Annotated in this window: 13 protein-coding genes; 5 read left to right on the top strand and 8 right to left on the bottom strand. The window is 49.8% G+C overall.

Annotation, left to right across the window (positions count from 1 at the left end):
- Window positions 1–213: 213 nt before the first annotated feature.
- The 6 genes from MO867_RS24080 to MO867_RS17055 are packed head-to-tail and all read right to left on the bottom strand — an operon-like array spanning window position 214 to window position 5,262.
- Entirely contained in the window at window positions 214–726 is a 513-nt protein-coding gene (locus tag MO867_RS24080) for a DUF2878 domain-containing protein (protein ID WP_373565903.1), read from the bottom strand.
- Window position 727: 1 nt separating this feature from the next.
- The gene (locus MO867_RS17075) at window positions 728–1,996 is read right to left on the bottom strand and encodes an SAM-dependent methyltransferase (RefSeq protein WP_252471368.1); all 1,269 of its coding nucleotides are present in this window, start codon (window positions 1,994–1,996) and stop codon (window positions 728–730) included.
- Entirely contained in the window at window positions 1,993–2,814 is an 822-nt protein-coding gene (locus tag MO867_RS17070) for a DUF1365 domain-containing protein (protein ID WP_252471366.1), read from the bottom strand. Before MO867_RS17070 ends, MO867_RS17075 begins: the two co-directional genes overlap by 4 nt.
- Complete coding sequence (locus MO867_RS17065) at window positions 2,804–4,054, bottom strand: NAD(P)/FAD-dependent oxidoreductase (protein WP_252471364.1); 1,251 nt, start codon at window positions 4,052–4,054, stop codon at window positions 2,804–2,806. Before MO867_RS17065 ends, MO867_RS17070 begins: the two co-directional genes overlap by 11 nt.
- Window positions 4,054–4,833 carry an SDR family NAD(P)-dependent oxidoreductase gene (locus MO867_RS17060; protein ID WP_252471361.1) on the bottom strand — a complete coding sequence of 260 codons (780 nt, stop codon included), beginning with the start codon at window positions 4,831–4,833 and terminating at the stop codon, window positions 4,054–4,056. Before MO867_RS17060 ends, MO867_RS17065 begins: the two co-directional genes overlap by 1 nt.
- Window positions 4,834–5,262 carry a nuclear transport factor 2 family protein gene (locus MO867_RS17055; protein WP_252471359.1) on the bottom strand — a complete coding sequence of 143 codons (429 nt, stop codon included), beginning with the start codon at window positions 5,260–5,262 and terminating at the stop codon, window positions 4,834–4,836.
- A gap of 256 nt (window positions 5,263–5,518) precedes the next feature.
- Between MO867_RS17055 and MO867_RS17050 the strand changes: the two genes are divergently transcribed.
- Both MO867_RS17050 and MO867_RS17045 read left to right on the top strand, forming a co-directional pair.
- Window positions 5,519–6,133, top strand: a complete 615-nt coding sequence (locus MO867_RS17050; RefSeq protein WP_252471356.1) for a sigma-70 family RNA polymerase sigma factor — start codon at window positions 5,519–5,521, stop codon at window positions 6,131–6,133.
- 7 nt (window positions 6,134–6,140) lie between these two features.
- Window positions 6,141–6,812 carry a ChrR family anti-sigma-E factor gene (locus MO867_RS17045; protein WP_252471354.1) on the top strand — a complete coding sequence of 224 codons (672 nt, stop codon included), beginning with the start codon at window positions 6,141–6,143 and terminating at the stop codon, window positions 6,810–6,812.
- 26 nt (window positions 6,813–6,838) lie between these two features.
- Here MO867_RS17045 and MO867_RS17040 read toward each other — a convergent pair whose 3' ends face one another.
- On the bottom strand, window positions 6,839–10,351 hold the full coding sequence (locus MO867_RS17040; protein ID WP_252471352.1) for an indolepyruvate ferredoxin oxidoreductase family protein: 3,513 nt from the start codon (window positions 10,349–10,351) through the stop codon (window positions 6,839–6,841).
- A 647-nt stretch (window positions 10,352–10,998) separates the two neighbouring features.
- Here MO867_RS17040 and MO867_RS17035 point away from each other — a divergent pair.
- Window positions 10,999–11,487 (top strand): Lrp/AsnC family transcriptional regulator, encoded by a 489-nt coding sequence (locus tag MO867_RS17035; RefSeq protein ID WP_252471350.1) that lies wholly within the window; start codon window positions 10,999–11,001, stop codon window positions 11,485–11,487.
- 137 nt (window positions 11,488–11,624) lie between these two features.
- Here MO867_RS17035 and MO867_RS17030 read toward each other — a convergent pair whose 3' ends face one another.
- Window positions 11,625–12,356, bottom strand: a complete 732-nt coding sequence (locus MO867_RS17030; protein WP_252471347.1) for a hypothetical protein — start codon at window positions 12,354–12,356, stop codon at window positions 11,625–11,627.
- A gap of 1,167 nt (window positions 12,357–13,523) precedes the next feature.
- On the opposite strand from MO867_RS17030, the gene MO867_RS17025 reads away from it, so the two are divergent.
- Both MO867_RS17025 and MO867_RS17020 read left to right on the top strand, forming a co-directional pair.
- Entirely contained in the window at window positions 13,524–13,904 is a 381-nt protein-coding gene (locus MO867_RS17025) for a VOC family protein (RefSeq protein ID WP_252471344.1), read from the top strand.
- A 591-nt stretch (window positions 13,905–14,495) separates the two neighbouring features.
- Window positions 14,496–14,981 carry a hypothetical protein gene (locus tag MO867_RS17020; RefSeq protein WP_252471342.1) on the top strand — a complete coding sequence of 162 codons (486 nt, stop codon included), beginning with the start codon at window positions 14,496–14,498 and terminating at the stop codon, window positions 14,979–14,981.
- The last annotated feature ends 427 nt before the right edge of the window (window positions 14,982–15,408 follow it).

Below are 15,408 nucleotides of genomic sequence, written 5' to 3'. Positions count from 1 at the left end.
CCAGATACGCTACTTTCTTTCAAACCCTCAAACACCAGATTCGGTTATAACTCTCAGGTCGCGGCTCGCACCCCGATTAATAGACCATATAAAGGGCGGGTTAAAACTGAATGGAAGAGCCTTTCCTTAGCTAGAGACCAAGCTGCTTAGTAATTACTGCAAGTCAAACCCTAATCAACATCAGGGACTGGGATAGACGATGCTGTAGTACATTCAAGTGCGCTCTTCTTTCTGACGATTTTTTTTAGCCTCAAAGGCAAACGCGGGCAGAATGACCGCCCATATCACACAGAGTATTCCCAGGGATTGCCATAGGGGCTGGTGCAATTCAACCGTGCCATTTAGGAGTGCGCCCGTAAAATAGCTAAAAGGGCCAAAAAATCCACCTAAGATGGCAGCCAACCACAGATTTTTTTGTAGAAAGACCAAGCTATATCGCAAGGTCATAGCAAAATTCAACCACAAAAATATCAGCCATAAAGGTGGCCACGGAGAGCCGCTCTCATTGCGTAACACCCCCAGATGAAAAAGCACTGAGTCTATGCTCACACCCCAAAATAATATACAAGCCAGCCACAGTGGTTCCCCATGTAAATTGGCTACGAACTTGAGGTGTATCAATAAATTCAATATTGTAAAGGGAATAATCAGCCATGCCTTAGCCACAATTACGCACAGTGGCCAAGCGATATCAAAGAGTAAGGCATTGACGATCAGCCGCCACATATTAAAAGCCGCCAAGATACCGGGGTTTGGCAAAAACAAACTGCACTGTGCCGATTACTCTTTGTAAAAATCCGGCTTCGCAGTAGCACAGGTAGAAATCCCACATGCGAACAAAGCACTCATCAAACCCCAAGTCGCGTACTTTGCCAATTCTATCAAAAAACGCAGCGCGCCAGTCATTTATGGTTCGAGCGTAATGGGCGGTAATATCTTCCAAACCCACTATCTGCATGTCCGTTGAAGTACCAATATGATTTGCGACCACTTGAATAGAGGGAAGGCAACCACCGGGAAAAATATAACGCTGAATAAAATCAACTTCTTTACGGTACTGCTGGTAACGTTGGTCGCGAATTGTAATGGCCTGCATTAACATCAAGCCATCCTCTTTCAATAGTTCGCTACAGCCGGCAAAAAATGTCTTATGGAATTCATGGCCTACCGCCTCCACCATTTCAATCGATACAATTTTATCGTACTTGCCCCGTAATTCCCGATAATCCTGCAGCAATAGGGTTATCTGGCCTTCGAGGCCCTCATATTTCACCCACTGCCGCGCATAGTCAAATTGTTTCTGGGATATGGTGGTGGTGGTCACTTTACATCCAAAGTACTTTGCTGCATGAATCGCCATCGCTCCCCAACCTGCACCAATCTCCAGCAAGTGATCGGTCGCTTTTAACTGTAATTTTCGGCAAATCAAATCCATCTTGTAATTGGATGCTTGATATAAGATGGCATCTGCAGACGGGTAGACCGCAGATGAATACAGCATGGTTCTGTCGAGAAACAATTGAAAAAAATCATTGCCAAGATCGTAATGAGCTGAAATATTTTTTCGTGAACCATCGCGATGGTTGACTTTTAGCTGATGCAGCCACCGCAACCCCAAACGTGGCAGGTAGCTCCAACGGCTATCGATACCTTCAACCAATTCCATGTTATCCACCATGAGGCGAATGACATCAACCGGACTATCAGATGTCCAGGCACCCTGCATATAAGCTTCGCCTGATCCAATGGTGCCATTTAATAATACCTGTAAGTAACTAATTGGGTCGTGAACACAAATCTGCGCCGATATCTCGGCCTGCTCCTGCGCCTGTCCAAAGCTATAGCTGTGCTCACCCTCCTCCACCAAAAGGTGGCCCCGCTCAATACCCTTCAGTTTATCCAGCACCAATTTACGCGCCAAACGAACAAGCCACGATTGAGAGACTGGCTTAAATTTAGAGGCCGATGCCTGCCCTGCTCCTTGAATTACTCTCACCGTTGTTTATCTCCTGTCTCAACCTCTGCGCCATCGCGAGGGTGCGAAAAGACCGGTACACGCTTGACCCATAACTTGAGCGCTTGCCAGTAGATGATAGCTATCACTTTCAGGGTCATCAGTGGATACTGGATCAATATCGAGTTTAGGGCCGCAGCGCTAATTTTTCGGCGATGTAATCGCAGAGTTGCATCAAACATCGGACGATTACTCTCCTCAGTATCAGCGGCATTCGTTTCAAAGTTTTGCAAATAGGCCGTCAATTTTTCTCCCGGTTTAGTGCCTCGCCAGTGATAACCTTGGGCCATTGGCATAAAAGGAGAAACGTGAAAGGTTTTTTCGAAGGTTGCTTTTTGTAATTTGATATTGTTTCGACAATCAAGAACGTAGCTGTGCCGCTCTTTCCAAGGTGTGTTATGGATATCCAACAATAACCAGTCGACATGTTCACCTTCGATGTCAAAGCAGTAGTAAACACTGATGGGGTTCATGTTGTAACCAAAATAGCGCCAGTTGGCCAATAGCCGAATAGGCCCTTTTGGTTGTTCTCCAGTTTCTTCTTCGACACGTTGGCGAACCGCAGTATCCAGGTTTATCGATTGATCACCGAAAAAGTCGGCGCGCTTAAAGCGGGCAAGTGCCAAGCGGCGGGAAGACCAAAAGGGGGATAGCTGGCAGAGGCTGTCAACTTCTGACAGGTCCACATACATCATAAACACCTGATAGCGGAACTGATGCGCCCGAGGCGAAAATCGGCGATGCTCTAACCAACCCGTATAAATTGCACTTTTCATCGCATCGGCTTCCTTACCAGCCAACTCCCAACCCCTGGGCAACTCGCACTGCACTACTCACGCCATCTTCATGAAATCCATTTGCCCAATAAGCACCGCAGAACCAAGTGCGATTGACACCGTTAATACTATCCCATTGCTGCTGAGCCCGAGTCCCGGCTACAGAAAACTGCGGGTGGGCATACTCAAAACGACCGAGGACCGCCTTGGGGTCTATACGTTCTTCAGCATTTAGAGTAACGCAATAGGTTTTTTCCGCGGATAACCTCTGCAGTATATTCATGTTATATGTCAGAACCGGCAGCGCATCCTGTTCGTTGCGCAGCTGGTAGTTCCAACTGGACCAACTGCGACGGTGGCAGGGAAGCAAAGAGGTATCTGTGTGTAGAACCGCAGTATTATTGGCGTAGGGGATGGCGCTGAGGAGTGCCTGCTCACTACCACTGGGATCTGCCAAAGTTGCCAACGCCTGATCCGAGTGACAGGCAAACACAACCGCATCAAACGCAAGCTCTTCTCCGGTGGCTGTTCGCACCCTCACACTTTGCCGAGACCGCTGCACCGCCGTCACAGGAGTAGCGAGGCGTATGCGGTCTGCAAAGGATGCGCTTAAGGGCTCAATATATTCACGAGATCCCCCCTTGATAACCCGCCACTGTGGACGCCGCACCAGATTGAGTAAGCCGTGATTAAAGAAGAAACGCACAAAGAAGCTGACAGAGAACTCCAACATCTGCGCCACACTGGCTGACCAGATCGCCGATCCCATCGGCACTAAATAGCGGTTGGCGAACTCCGATGAATAGCCATTAGCGGGCAGGTATTCACCTAGAGTCAGCGTGTCGCTCAGACGCCCTTCCCGCCAATCCCGCAAAGCACTGCGATTGAAACGCACAATATCCCACAGCATCCGCCAGTGCCCGGCACTAACCAAGTTAGTGCGCTGTGCAAAAAGGCTGTTCAGGTTATTACCCGCGTACTCAAACCCCTCCTGGTCACAACGCACACTGAACCCCATGGAAGTGGGTTGCGTTTGAACGCCCAGTTCGTTGAGTAAACGGATAAAGTTAGGGTAAGTCCAATCGTTGTAAACAATAAAACCGGTATCAATTTGGAGGGATTGGTCACCGGTATCAACATCCACTGTGGCGGTGTGCCCCCCCAGGCGGGCCTGCGCTTCAAACAGGGTGATATCGTACTTGCGATTCAAAAGGTAGGCGGCGGTAAGACCAGCAATACCGCTGCCAACAATAGCAATTCGCATCAACTCTTCCTCAGCGCACGGATTCTTGTCATTTTGGGTGCGAAAAAGCGAAACCACAATGTGCTAAAAAAGCCCAGAAACCGTAGGGGCCAACTGAGCCGCCGAGGAAAATCAATGGTGTGCCCGGCCCCACAAAGTCCGCGCTCAATATGCTCTGCTGCCTGTTCCGGGCTCATTAAAAAGGGCATCCCGAAATCATTGCCCTGAGTAAGGCGAGTAGCTACGAACCCCGGCCGAATATGCACCACTCGCAGAGGGGTGAGGCTTGTATCCGCTCGAACCGATTCCAGAAAATATGCCAGTGCGGCTTTTGAACTACCATAGGCCTCAGCACGAGGAAAGGGCACTACCGATGACAGACTGCCGAGCGCTGCAAATACAGGCTTGCGACTGGCAGCCAGCAGCGGCAGCGCACAGCGCAAGGTATTAATCAAAGCGAAAAAGTTGGCATCGAACACCCGTCGGTACATAGCAAGATCCAACTGAAGGTCATTGTCATACTCACAGGTACCGGCACAGGCAACCACCATATCCAGATGATCGGTCAGGTCTGCTAGCCGCTGAGGTAACGCCTGCACCTCCTGATCATCGCTGAGATCACAGTCCAGAATTTGGATGTGATTAGGTGCTGTTTTTTGTAATTCTACCAGCGCATCGAAACGCCGACTGCTGGCAATCACAAAATTATTTTGCTTCGCCAGGCGCAGCACCAATGCACGCCCTATACCCGAACTGGCGCCAGTGACCCAGAGCGTTTTTTCACGAATATCCAAGGACACTCAACTACGCTCCAGTCGCGATTTAATCAATCCGATGCAGGATCCCAGCAATGGAATCTGCTCGTAAACCATAGCGCCCATATCATAAAAATCTTCGTGGTAATGGATCTTGTCGGCATAGCGCAGCAGACTGCAACCGCGCAGCTGTAATGGGTGCCCACCCTTGAGCCACTTGTGGCGATAGTGCATTTTCCACGACAAGCAGGCGTTGCCTTGCCCTAGCACCGGCTGATCATCAAATTGGAACCGGCACTGCGCCAGCCCCCTGCTCATCCCGGCAAAATAACTCTTCAGAGCAGGCAACCCCTCAATCCGATGCAGCGGGTCACAAAAAACAATGTTGTCACTATAAAATGCGCCCAAACTTCCGGGGTCCTGCATCAGGAAATCGCGGTAATACTCGTTTAGCTCCTCGATCAACGCACTCATCATCGCTTCCCTGAATATTCTCGCTGTAAATTAGTACGCCAATGGCCTTCGGGTGGATCACCGGTAAGTAAAAACCACTCCCAAGTAGTCCAGTTGGCTCCTGCCCACGTAAATAGTTAGCAGGCAACCGGGAAGTCTTGCCTGATCGCCTGGCGCATCTTGCGGTACATGAACGTACCGCTCTGGGCTCCTACTTAAAGCCTGTTAGTACCCATTGTGGGGCAATAGCATCGACAAACACGCAAAGACCGCTAATATGGCGCATAGAACCCACCCCAACAGCGAAACAAATCCGGTGAAACTGCTTCAGAGAGAAAACCAGGATTGGAGTACCCTGCTCACGAAAGTGGGGCACGAGCGCGACCGACAGGCCTTCGAGCAATTATTTCGCCACTTTGCGCCACTGATTAAAGGGTTTCACCACAACCGTACCACCCAGGCAATCAGTGCCGAGGCCGCCGATGAACTGGTACAGGAAACCCTACTTAAAGTCTGGCGCAAGGCGCCCAGCTTCGATGCCAGCAGAGCCTCCGCCAGCACTTGGATTTTCACAATTATGCGCAACACCCGAATCGATATGTTGCGCCGCAGTGGACGCCATAAAAGCGCAGACATCATTGAGGCGGTGGATGTTTGGGATGAAACACCGGAGCACCAGCCACTGATATTCTTGCAGAGAAGGCGCAATGAGCGGGAAATCGCAGAGAGCCTGCACAGCCTACCAACGGAGCAGAGCCACGTTCTAGAAAAAGCGTACATGGAGGGAAAATCTCATAGCGAGATCTCCACAGAATTGGCGTTGCCACTCGGTACGGTTAAATCCCGCGTTCGATTGGCACTGAAGAAGCTACAAGCAAGGTTGGCTAAGTAGATATCGTATGATTCGCCACCACCCCGACAAAAATATGCTGCTGGAATACACAGTGGGCAGTCTGCCAGAAGGCCCTAACCTGATCGTGGCAGCCCATGTTCAGATGTGTACGGAGTGCCGCGCTCAGTACCACACCATGAATACCCTTGGCGGTTCAATTTTGGAAAACTGCACTGAACAAAGCCTGAAGGAGAATGCCTTTGAACAATTGATGGGCAGAATTGACCAGAGTCCAGCCCCTAAGGGAAATACGGCGGCTGACAGACCTAAAATATCAGAGCCACTGCTAAACGACGCCCCCCCAGTGGTGCACAAACTGCTGGCGAAAAACCCCCCAATCAAATGGAAGAGCATCACGCCGGCGCTGAAAATGTGCCGCCTCAGCACCGGGCAGGACAAATATGAAGTGAGCTTCCACCGACTGAGCTGCGGGGGCAAAGTCGCCGAACACGACCACCGGGGCGCAGAGCTTACTCTGGTCCTCTACGGCCGTTTCTCCGATAGCAATGGTGTCTATGGGCGCGGTGATTTCCTACTGCGCGAGCCCGGTGAAGTACACCGCCCCACAGTGACGGAAGATCAAGAGTGCCTGTGTTTTTCTGCGGTACAGGCGCCGGTGGCGCTAACCGGTGTCAACGGCTGGCTGCTAAACCGCCTGATCCCGTTTCATCCGGGCTGACACTGATACAAAGCACGGTAGCGGCGTTATGACGCCGCCATGGAAGCCGGCTCCTCTCCCTGTTCAACAAACAGGGCTGACAGCTCCTCCCAGCGCTTGCTGACCGCGGCGAACTTCTCTTCCCGCACATGACCGTAGCCGCGTACCTGCAGGGGAATTTCAAGAAGCGCCTGTGCAGCGGCAAGATTGCCGATAGTGAGCCGTGCCGATACCGCATCGACCGCCTGGGCTACCTGCAGCGACCACTGCCGCTCTGCACGGCGCTCTTGGGTGTAACCGAAGATATCCAGCACGGTGCCACGCAGGACTTTGCCCCGTGCCAGCAGTGGCATCAGCTTGCCCACCCAGGGGCCAAATTGTATCTTGCGTACCCGTCCGCTACTGTCAGGCCGCGCCAATACCGGCGGTGCCATATGAAATTTCAGGGTGTAATCGCCGCTGAACGTTTCACTGAGCTGCCGCTGGAAATCTTCACCACTGTAGAGACGAGCCACCTCGTACTCATCCTTGTAGGCCATCGCTTTATACAAACTGCGTGCCGCAACCCGGGTTAGCTCGCCGCGAGACGCTGGCAGGGCTGTTTCCGACTTGAGCAAAACGGCCATACGGCGGGTAAATTGCGCCGCATAAGTCGAGTTTTGATATTCGCAAAGCTCTCCAGCGAGGCGCTCCAACAACTGCTCCACCGTTTCCTCTGGCTCCACCAGTTTCACCGGCTTGGCAGGCACTGCCAGCTGCTCAATGGTCCTGGGATTTTCAGCCAGTAAGCGGCCCGCGCGGAAAGCACGCAGATTGTTTTCCACAGCGACGTCATTGAGCTCAATAGCACGCTCCAAAGCCGCTTCACCGATCGGCAGCAATCCTTTCTGACAGGCAAAACCCATCATCATTAGGTTGCTGGAGACCGTGTCACCAAACAACGCCTGGGCGTACTTATTGGCATCGAAAGCAAAGTAATCCGCACACAGGGATTCGATACTCCGCTGGGTGTCATCAGCGGGAAATGCCAGATCGTTATTACGTACAAATGCGGCCACCGGCACCTCTGCCGTATTGACCAGGGCGCGCATCTCACCAGTGGCAAACTTAGTCCTCTGACCAGCGGCAGTCACCATGTCACAGCCAAGCAACAGCTGTGCCGCACCATCGCGGATTCGTGCAGTGGTGATCGCCTCTGGACTCTGCCCCACTTTCACATGGGCCACCACCGCGCCATTTTTCTGTGAGAGGCCGGTAAAGTACAACGTGGTACTGCCCTTTTTTTCGAGGTGTGCAGCCATGCCCAACAGGGCCGCCACAGTGAGTACGCCACTACCACCAATACCGGCAACCAGAATATTCAAGGGCTGTGCCAGCGGAGCTACCGACGCCGAAGGTAAACCCGCAATCGCCATATCCAGGGCATCGGCCAGGGATTGCACCGGGGGCTTTTTCAACTCCCCCCCTTCGACAGTGACAAAACTGGGGCAAAACCCGTCGGCACAGCGCAAATCCTTATTACAACTGGATTGGTTAATCTGGCGCTTGCGCCCAAGCGGCGTTTCCAGGGGCTCTACGGCAATGCAGCTGGACTGTACGCTACAATCACCACAACCTTCACAAACCCGATGGTTGATCAGCAATCGCTGCGATGGATCGACCAACTGCTTTTTTTTGCGGCGGCGACGCTTCTCCGCCGCACAAACCTGCTCATAAATAATGGCCGTAACTCCAGCGGTCTCCCGCAGGCGGCGCTGAACGGTATCCAGTTCGGAGCGAGGCAGAATTTTTACAGCCGCCGGCAACTCGCTTCGATGTTCGCGCCAGTGATCCGGGTTCTCGGTCAGGAGAACCACTTCCCCGACCCCTTCCGCCAACAGTTGTGCGGCCAGAGAGGGTGCACTCACTTCGCCATCGACAGGCTGCCCACCGGTCATCGCCACGGCGTCATTGAGCAAAATTTTGTAAGTGATATTGACCTGGCTGGCCACCGCCTGGCGAATCGCCAACAAACCCGAGTGGTTGTAAGTTCCATCGCCCATATTCTGGAAAATATGCTCGGCACTGGAGAAACGATGCAGCCCCACCCAATGAGCGCCTTCCCCACCCATATGGGAATAGGTATCAGTCTTCAATCCCTTGCCCAAAGCCATAATATGACAGCCGATACCGGCACTGCCGAGGCTGCCTTCTGGCAGCTTTGTGGAAGTATTATGAGGGCAACCCGCACAGAAGATGGGCTCACGGGCGAGCAACCCCTGGGCTTTGCCAGGAATATTGCCACCCAGCTTTTCCGCCAAGGGGATCAGTTTGGCGGCCAGATCAGTATCTGCCAGCCAGCGTGCAATCGCTTTGGCGACTTGATCGGGACCGAAGCCCCAAACGGCCGGCAACAAGTCATTGCCATCCAGGTCCTTTTTACCCACGACTTTGGGGCGGTCTCTATCGTCCCAACCGTAGAGTTGGTTCTTTAGCTGATCTTCCACTAAAGGACGCTTTTCCTCCACCACCAAAAGGCGCTCCATACCCTTGGAAAACTCCCCAATACCTCGGGGCTCCAGGGGCCAGGACATAGCGACCTTATAAATGGAAATACCTGCGGCATTGAGGTCGGTTTCTGATAGGTTAAGCAGCTTCAAAGCCTCCAGCAAATCACCGTGGGCTTTGCCCACGGTCACTATGCCAAAACGCTTTTGCTCTGCCTGGTAGGTAGTTTTGTCCAACCGATTGGCATAGGCAAAAGCTCGGGCGGCGGGGAGACGCTCTTCCAACATCCTCCGCTCGTACTCAAGGCGCTCTGCTGGCCAGTTCAGGTGAGGATCATAATTCAGGCCGTGCGCGGGAACCGGGAAATCAGCAGGAATCGTAAACTGGGGTAACTGTGGCACGATCAGTGAAGCGCCCGCCTCGACAGTTTCGGTTATCGCCTTAAAGCCGACCCACAGACCCGAGTAACGCGACATTGCGATACCTGCCAAACCCAAGGTCAGATATTCATCAATTGAAGCCGGGAATATCAACGGCATCATGACCGATTCAAAAATCTGGTCCGTATTGTGGGAAAACATTGAGGATTCCGCCGTATGGTCATCGCCACACAGCGCCAGCACTCCGCCTAACTTGGAAGTACCCTGGACATTTGCCTGACGAAATACGTCCGCAGTGCGATCCACTCCGTGCCCTTTGCCATACCAAATAGCAAAAACACCTTCTTTGGTCGCTTGCTGGCGATAGTGATCCAGCAGCTGGGTGCCCCAAATATTGGTGGCGCCCAGATCTTCGTTGATGCCCGGCTCAAAGTGGATTTCCCGCTCAGCAAGCAACTTCTTATGCCGCCAAAGGCTCTGATCATATCCACCCAGCGGAGAGCCGCGATAACCAGAAATAAAACCGGCAGTGTTGAGCCCGGCTAATTCGTCCATGCGCTTCTGCATTACAGGCAAGCGAACCAAGGCGTCGATCCCAGTCAGGAAAACACGGCCGGATTCGCGGGTAAATGCCGCCTTAAGTGAATACTCGCTATCAAAGCCCAATTCTTGATCGCCTTCGACCATTGCCATGGGTACCACCTATTTTATCGTTATTGCTTTTTTGCTCGTGATCCCGCCATCCATGACATGTCGCTCAAATATTCGCAACATCTCTCGATTCACAACAGGACGGACCCAAGCTGTTTAATAGCGCTAAAATTAACACTGCCCAGCTGAGCAGGTCATACCAAAATTAACCCAACTCAGGCATAATACCGACATAACTCGCTAAAGATGGCCAACTGCCGGCAACAAATCACTCAAAATGCGGTATTTTGGGGGATGTAACAGAAAAGCGATGCCCTGTTCTGGTGCCCTCTACTCAGACACGTGCCTTGAGCGCCTGCATCCATCTTTGAGGTCTCTGGTCAATGTGACAGAACTATTGAAACTGGTCAGGGGATATCAGTCTCATCAGGTTGCAACTACGCTAGGCTCGGCAGATACCACTGCCGGGGACAAGAGGTCCACGGGGCAGGAAATATAAAAATAGAGAAGGTCTCACAAAAACTCTGCGGCACAAGGAAACGCCGCTATTACAAACCGACATAAATCAATGTACACAATGCGCACAACTTACTGGAGTCAATCAGGAAGGTTTACTTTATCGTCAAGTTGATGACCCGCAGCCGGCGATCCCGGCGTACGTTCAGAGAGATGAGATACGGAATATAACCATGGCCTATTTACTGGATGCCATCGATAAAAAAATCTTGGAGATCCTGCAACAGGATGCCACCATTCCTAATATCGAGCTGGCAGAAAAAGTCTGCCTCTCCCCTTCTCCATGCTCACGTCGGGTTAAGAACCTGAATGAGCAGGGCTTTATCAAGCGCGCAGTCACCCTTTTAGAGCCGGAAAAAGTCGGGCTGCCTGTTAGCGTATTTATACAGGTGACCCTTAACCATCAGGTCAAAAAAGAACTACAGGATTTTGAGTCTGTTATCGGCCAATGGCCTGAAGTGATGGAATGCTATCTGATGACCGGTGACTTTGATTATCTGCTGCGCGTCGTAGTCCCCAACCTACAGGCCTATCAGGAATTCCTCGATAAAAAACTCACAGAACTGCCCGGTATCGACCATATAAAAAGTAGCTTCTCCCTCAAACAGGTGCGTTACCGCACAGAGCTCCCGTTGGACCAACTATTAGATAACCAGGGATAACAACAAAGATACATCGATCAGCGCCAATGCCGGTACAGGCGCTGATTTGTACCCATTGCTACATCTCTACGGTGAAATTTAGCGATACGCAGAGGGATTCCATTGATAATTTAATGAAAAGACTGAATCGCAATCACCTATTGAGCGCCTGCATCCGCATACTGAGCCAGAATTCCAGCCCATGTTTTTTCGATCTCCGGCAACAAATCTTGAAACGCCGCCTTCTCTGTGGCTACACGCAAGTCATCAACCGCGTCTGAGGTGCTCCAAACGCTAGCGCTCTTGCGCTCTCTTGCCGTAGCTTCGGAAATACCAAAAAGATACTCTGTGCGCACATCAAAAAATGCAGCTGAAACAGTTGTTGTGACAGTGATATCCTTATTCTTCAGAAATCCCAATGAGATAACATTTAACGGTGCAAACTTTTGCTCCCCGGCATGAAAAGACGTGTCGAATGTATACACTAATAGAATATCTGCCTTCAAACGCGCTGAAGCCTCACGGAGTGAGCGTACTGAATCCAAGTTGGTTGGCAACAGGATTCTATTCAACGGAGCTACTTTGGAGACTTCAGGGAGCATAGATAGCTTGATAAAATCGCTTTCCGTTTCGACATCCCGAGTAGTAACAACACTATAGCGACCCGTACCAAAACTATTCACTCGGTATGACTGGTAACCCGGAGCTTGAACACGCGCGACTGAGATATTTGCAGGGAAAGGCGCTGCAGGCTCTTTAGACATTAGTTCGTTAATATCAGCATCAGCGAGTTTACTCAGGTGGACACCACCCCCCGGTGTCGTATATGAGGCACAACCCCCTAATACCACTATCGCAACGATCAACAATAAATTCCTATACGCTTTCATCAGAATTCCTTTTCATTCTCACATTGACCCGCAATATTGTTGCCACACCAAGCGGCATATTGCAACCAACCAGCAACAAAGCAAATTTCATACTTAATATTGTCAACTATTTCGATTCGCTCTCTGACTGGATTTTTTGAGATTTTCCTGACAATTATACCTGGCTATCAGTGAGGACTTGAGAGATCCATACCGTATTTGTTTTCAACGGATTTTCTTCTTTGCTTGGTTATCTCATACAGAACCATGCCGTATAAGTACCCCAATTTAGGCCTTCAATGGCTCCAAACATGGGTATATAAACACAAAATTCATTCTTTTCAATCGCAAAATCACTAACCCCTCAAGTCTCACTGCCAAACCATACCGTTAATTTTTTTGAGTGTTTTCGGATTTCCTACTACAACAATCAAGTTCTAACAGCGACACTCTTTTATAGCATTCACTCACGCTCTAATCTTGTTGGAAACTTACTCTACGACTTAACCTCTGAGATATCCCCTACATTCATATCGGCTTCAACAAAACAAAAATTATACTCAGCCTATCTTATTAGATTCTTATACCAGCACCCCCCCACTAAACGATTAAGCGCTCAAGAATTCCACCCCAAATAACAAGCAGTTATGCACCCAAAATCTTCTTGCTAAACTAAGCCTCTAGACAGACAAAATATCTAAAGGAATGGCCGGCTGTCACCGAGCAAAATAAGTCACCCAAAAAATTAACTTTGAGAAGAAAAATCCTTCGAACACGATCTATCCAGCAACCCAACAAATATATCTTTTAATTTTTCCCACGCGCAGACACAACCCTCGAATAACCGCCAGCATCCAGCCCTAGGAAATTGCATTATCCAACTGCCATGCAAATCAATCTATCATCAGTCCCAGAAATAACCACCCTTGATGAACGTACTCCTGTGGCTAAACTTATTATTCAAGTTTCGTCACAACAAATTGGCACGTCTAACCACTTCAACGCGCCCGCCAAAACACGCCAGACAGGTACTCACTGCCTGGAAATCTTGGATCCCTATCAATATTTTACAATTCCAAACACGATTGCCGGTGATTAGACTTAGTCGTTAGACGCCCGATGATTGATCTTTCGGCTTGATCCTATAGAATTCCCTGACACCTAGCGAACTAACTTAAGGCGGCGATAATGTATAGTCATATCATGGTTGGGGCGAACGAAATCGAGGTATCGAGAGCATTTTATGATGCTACGTTCAAGGCTCTTGGCTATAAAACGGGCGTACTGGATGACAAGGGACGCTACTTTTACTTTAATGACACCGGCACCTTTGCCATTAGCAAGCCAATTGATGGTGAGCCGGCTTGTCATGGTAACGGCAGCACCATTGGCTTTAACGTAAGTAGCCCCGAGGAAGCCGATGCCTGGCATGCCGCCGGTATAGCCAATGGTGGCACTAGCTGTGAAGAGCCCCCCGGCATTCGCGAGAGCGTAATCGGCCCAATTTACCTTGCTTACTTGCGCGACCCCGCCGGCAATAAATTGTGTGCGCTGCACAAGGTCAAATAAGTCCCAACCTACTGATAAAACTGATGAAGAGGCCCTCCGGCTTTTTCATCAGCTCAGAAAACCCAGACTACTACACTAAGGGTATTGCCTAAACAGTTTTCATCAGTACGGGCACCCTTTGCTTAACAAAGAAAATTGAAAACTCATACTGGCAAAACCCAACCTTTATTTTACTGTGGGAGCCACACAGACTGCGACTACAAACATATTGTAGCGCCACACCCTCATCATCGACCACCTGCCCCCCAACGATAAACTGTAAGCAACAACCCCAAAAAAATCTGCGCTTCGGCGCAATAATTAAATTTATTTTGACACAAGTGGAAATACCCTGATATCACCTGTCAAACTCCGGAATTTAGTTTATTTAATGCTATTACAACGACAAGATGGGGCAAAGCAAGGCCACTCACGCCAAAGTATTCTATGAGAACTACCGGGAAATACGTAAAGCGCATAAAGTATTTAAGTGGACATGCAATTATCTAATGTATAGGGCACTTAGAACCTCTAAAACAGTCGTGCATTCAGCTTGAGTTCAAAAGACAACAATTATTTTGGAATCGCACAACAACTACGGAGTTCCCAACCATGAAAATACTAATTATTGCGGCATCTGCAATTTATGTTCTGCAAGCGACTCTCCAGGATTACAAAAACAGAAAGGAGGAATACTCACCTCCACTCACAAACATGCCAGATAATGCCGCCGCCTTGGCGAAGGATATGTTTGAAGAGGCCGTTAGAGGCAAGCAGCTCAGTGCTGACCACACGCAGAAAATTGAAGCTGGAATTTGGGAAATGCTCGGCGAAGGTGCCGTATTACAAAGGAATCATGAACTGGTAAAAACCAAAGAAAAGATATCGTATCTCGGCCAATTTTTATCTTGGTTTATGAAGGCAAAAGGGTTGAGCTACGCCCAAATTGAGGAAAAATACAGGAAGGACTTTACTGATTCTGAAAAAGAGTTGCACCAAAACATTGTGCAGTCAGCCTCAAGATCCAATAAAGATCTGGTCGGCAAGCTTTGGAAGTCAGTTATCAACTTTTTTTGGCCTCGTCAAGCCAAGCTGTAAGAGGTCCGCTGAACAAGCCAGAGATTCAGTAATCAGTCGTGCAATATATGAACTCTACAACAATTAGCTCAATACTTGGACTTCCCTGCAATGCGAAGTCCAAGCATTCAGGATTAATTAACGATTGTGAGTTCCAGCGATTAAAAATGATATGCACACCGTGATTATCGTCACTTACAAATACGAAGTAACCGCCATTGGTATGCACCGGCAAGTGCCACCAACTTTTGTTTTTACACAATGTTCAGAGGGATACCCGTAGAGTTTATATAACTAAAATTCCAACTGAATGTTACTATCAACATGTAGCTGGGTTGGTTGTATCTGAAGGTAATTATAGAAGGACAAAAGTCGCCGGGATCCTACTGACCCGAGGCTGTAATTTAAATTGTGTAACTGCTCATGCCCCCATACTCTATACCGGAGC

It is taken from the genome of Microbulbifer okhotskensis (assembly GCF_023895975.1).
Classification (GTDB): domain Bacteria; phylum Pseudomonadota; class Gammaproteobacteria; order Pseudomonadales; family Cellvibrionaceae; genus Microbulbifer; species Microbulbifer okhotskensis.
The sequence above is the reverse complement of the archived record's forward strand: the minus strand, read 5'-3'. Positions and strand labels throughout refer to the sequence as shown.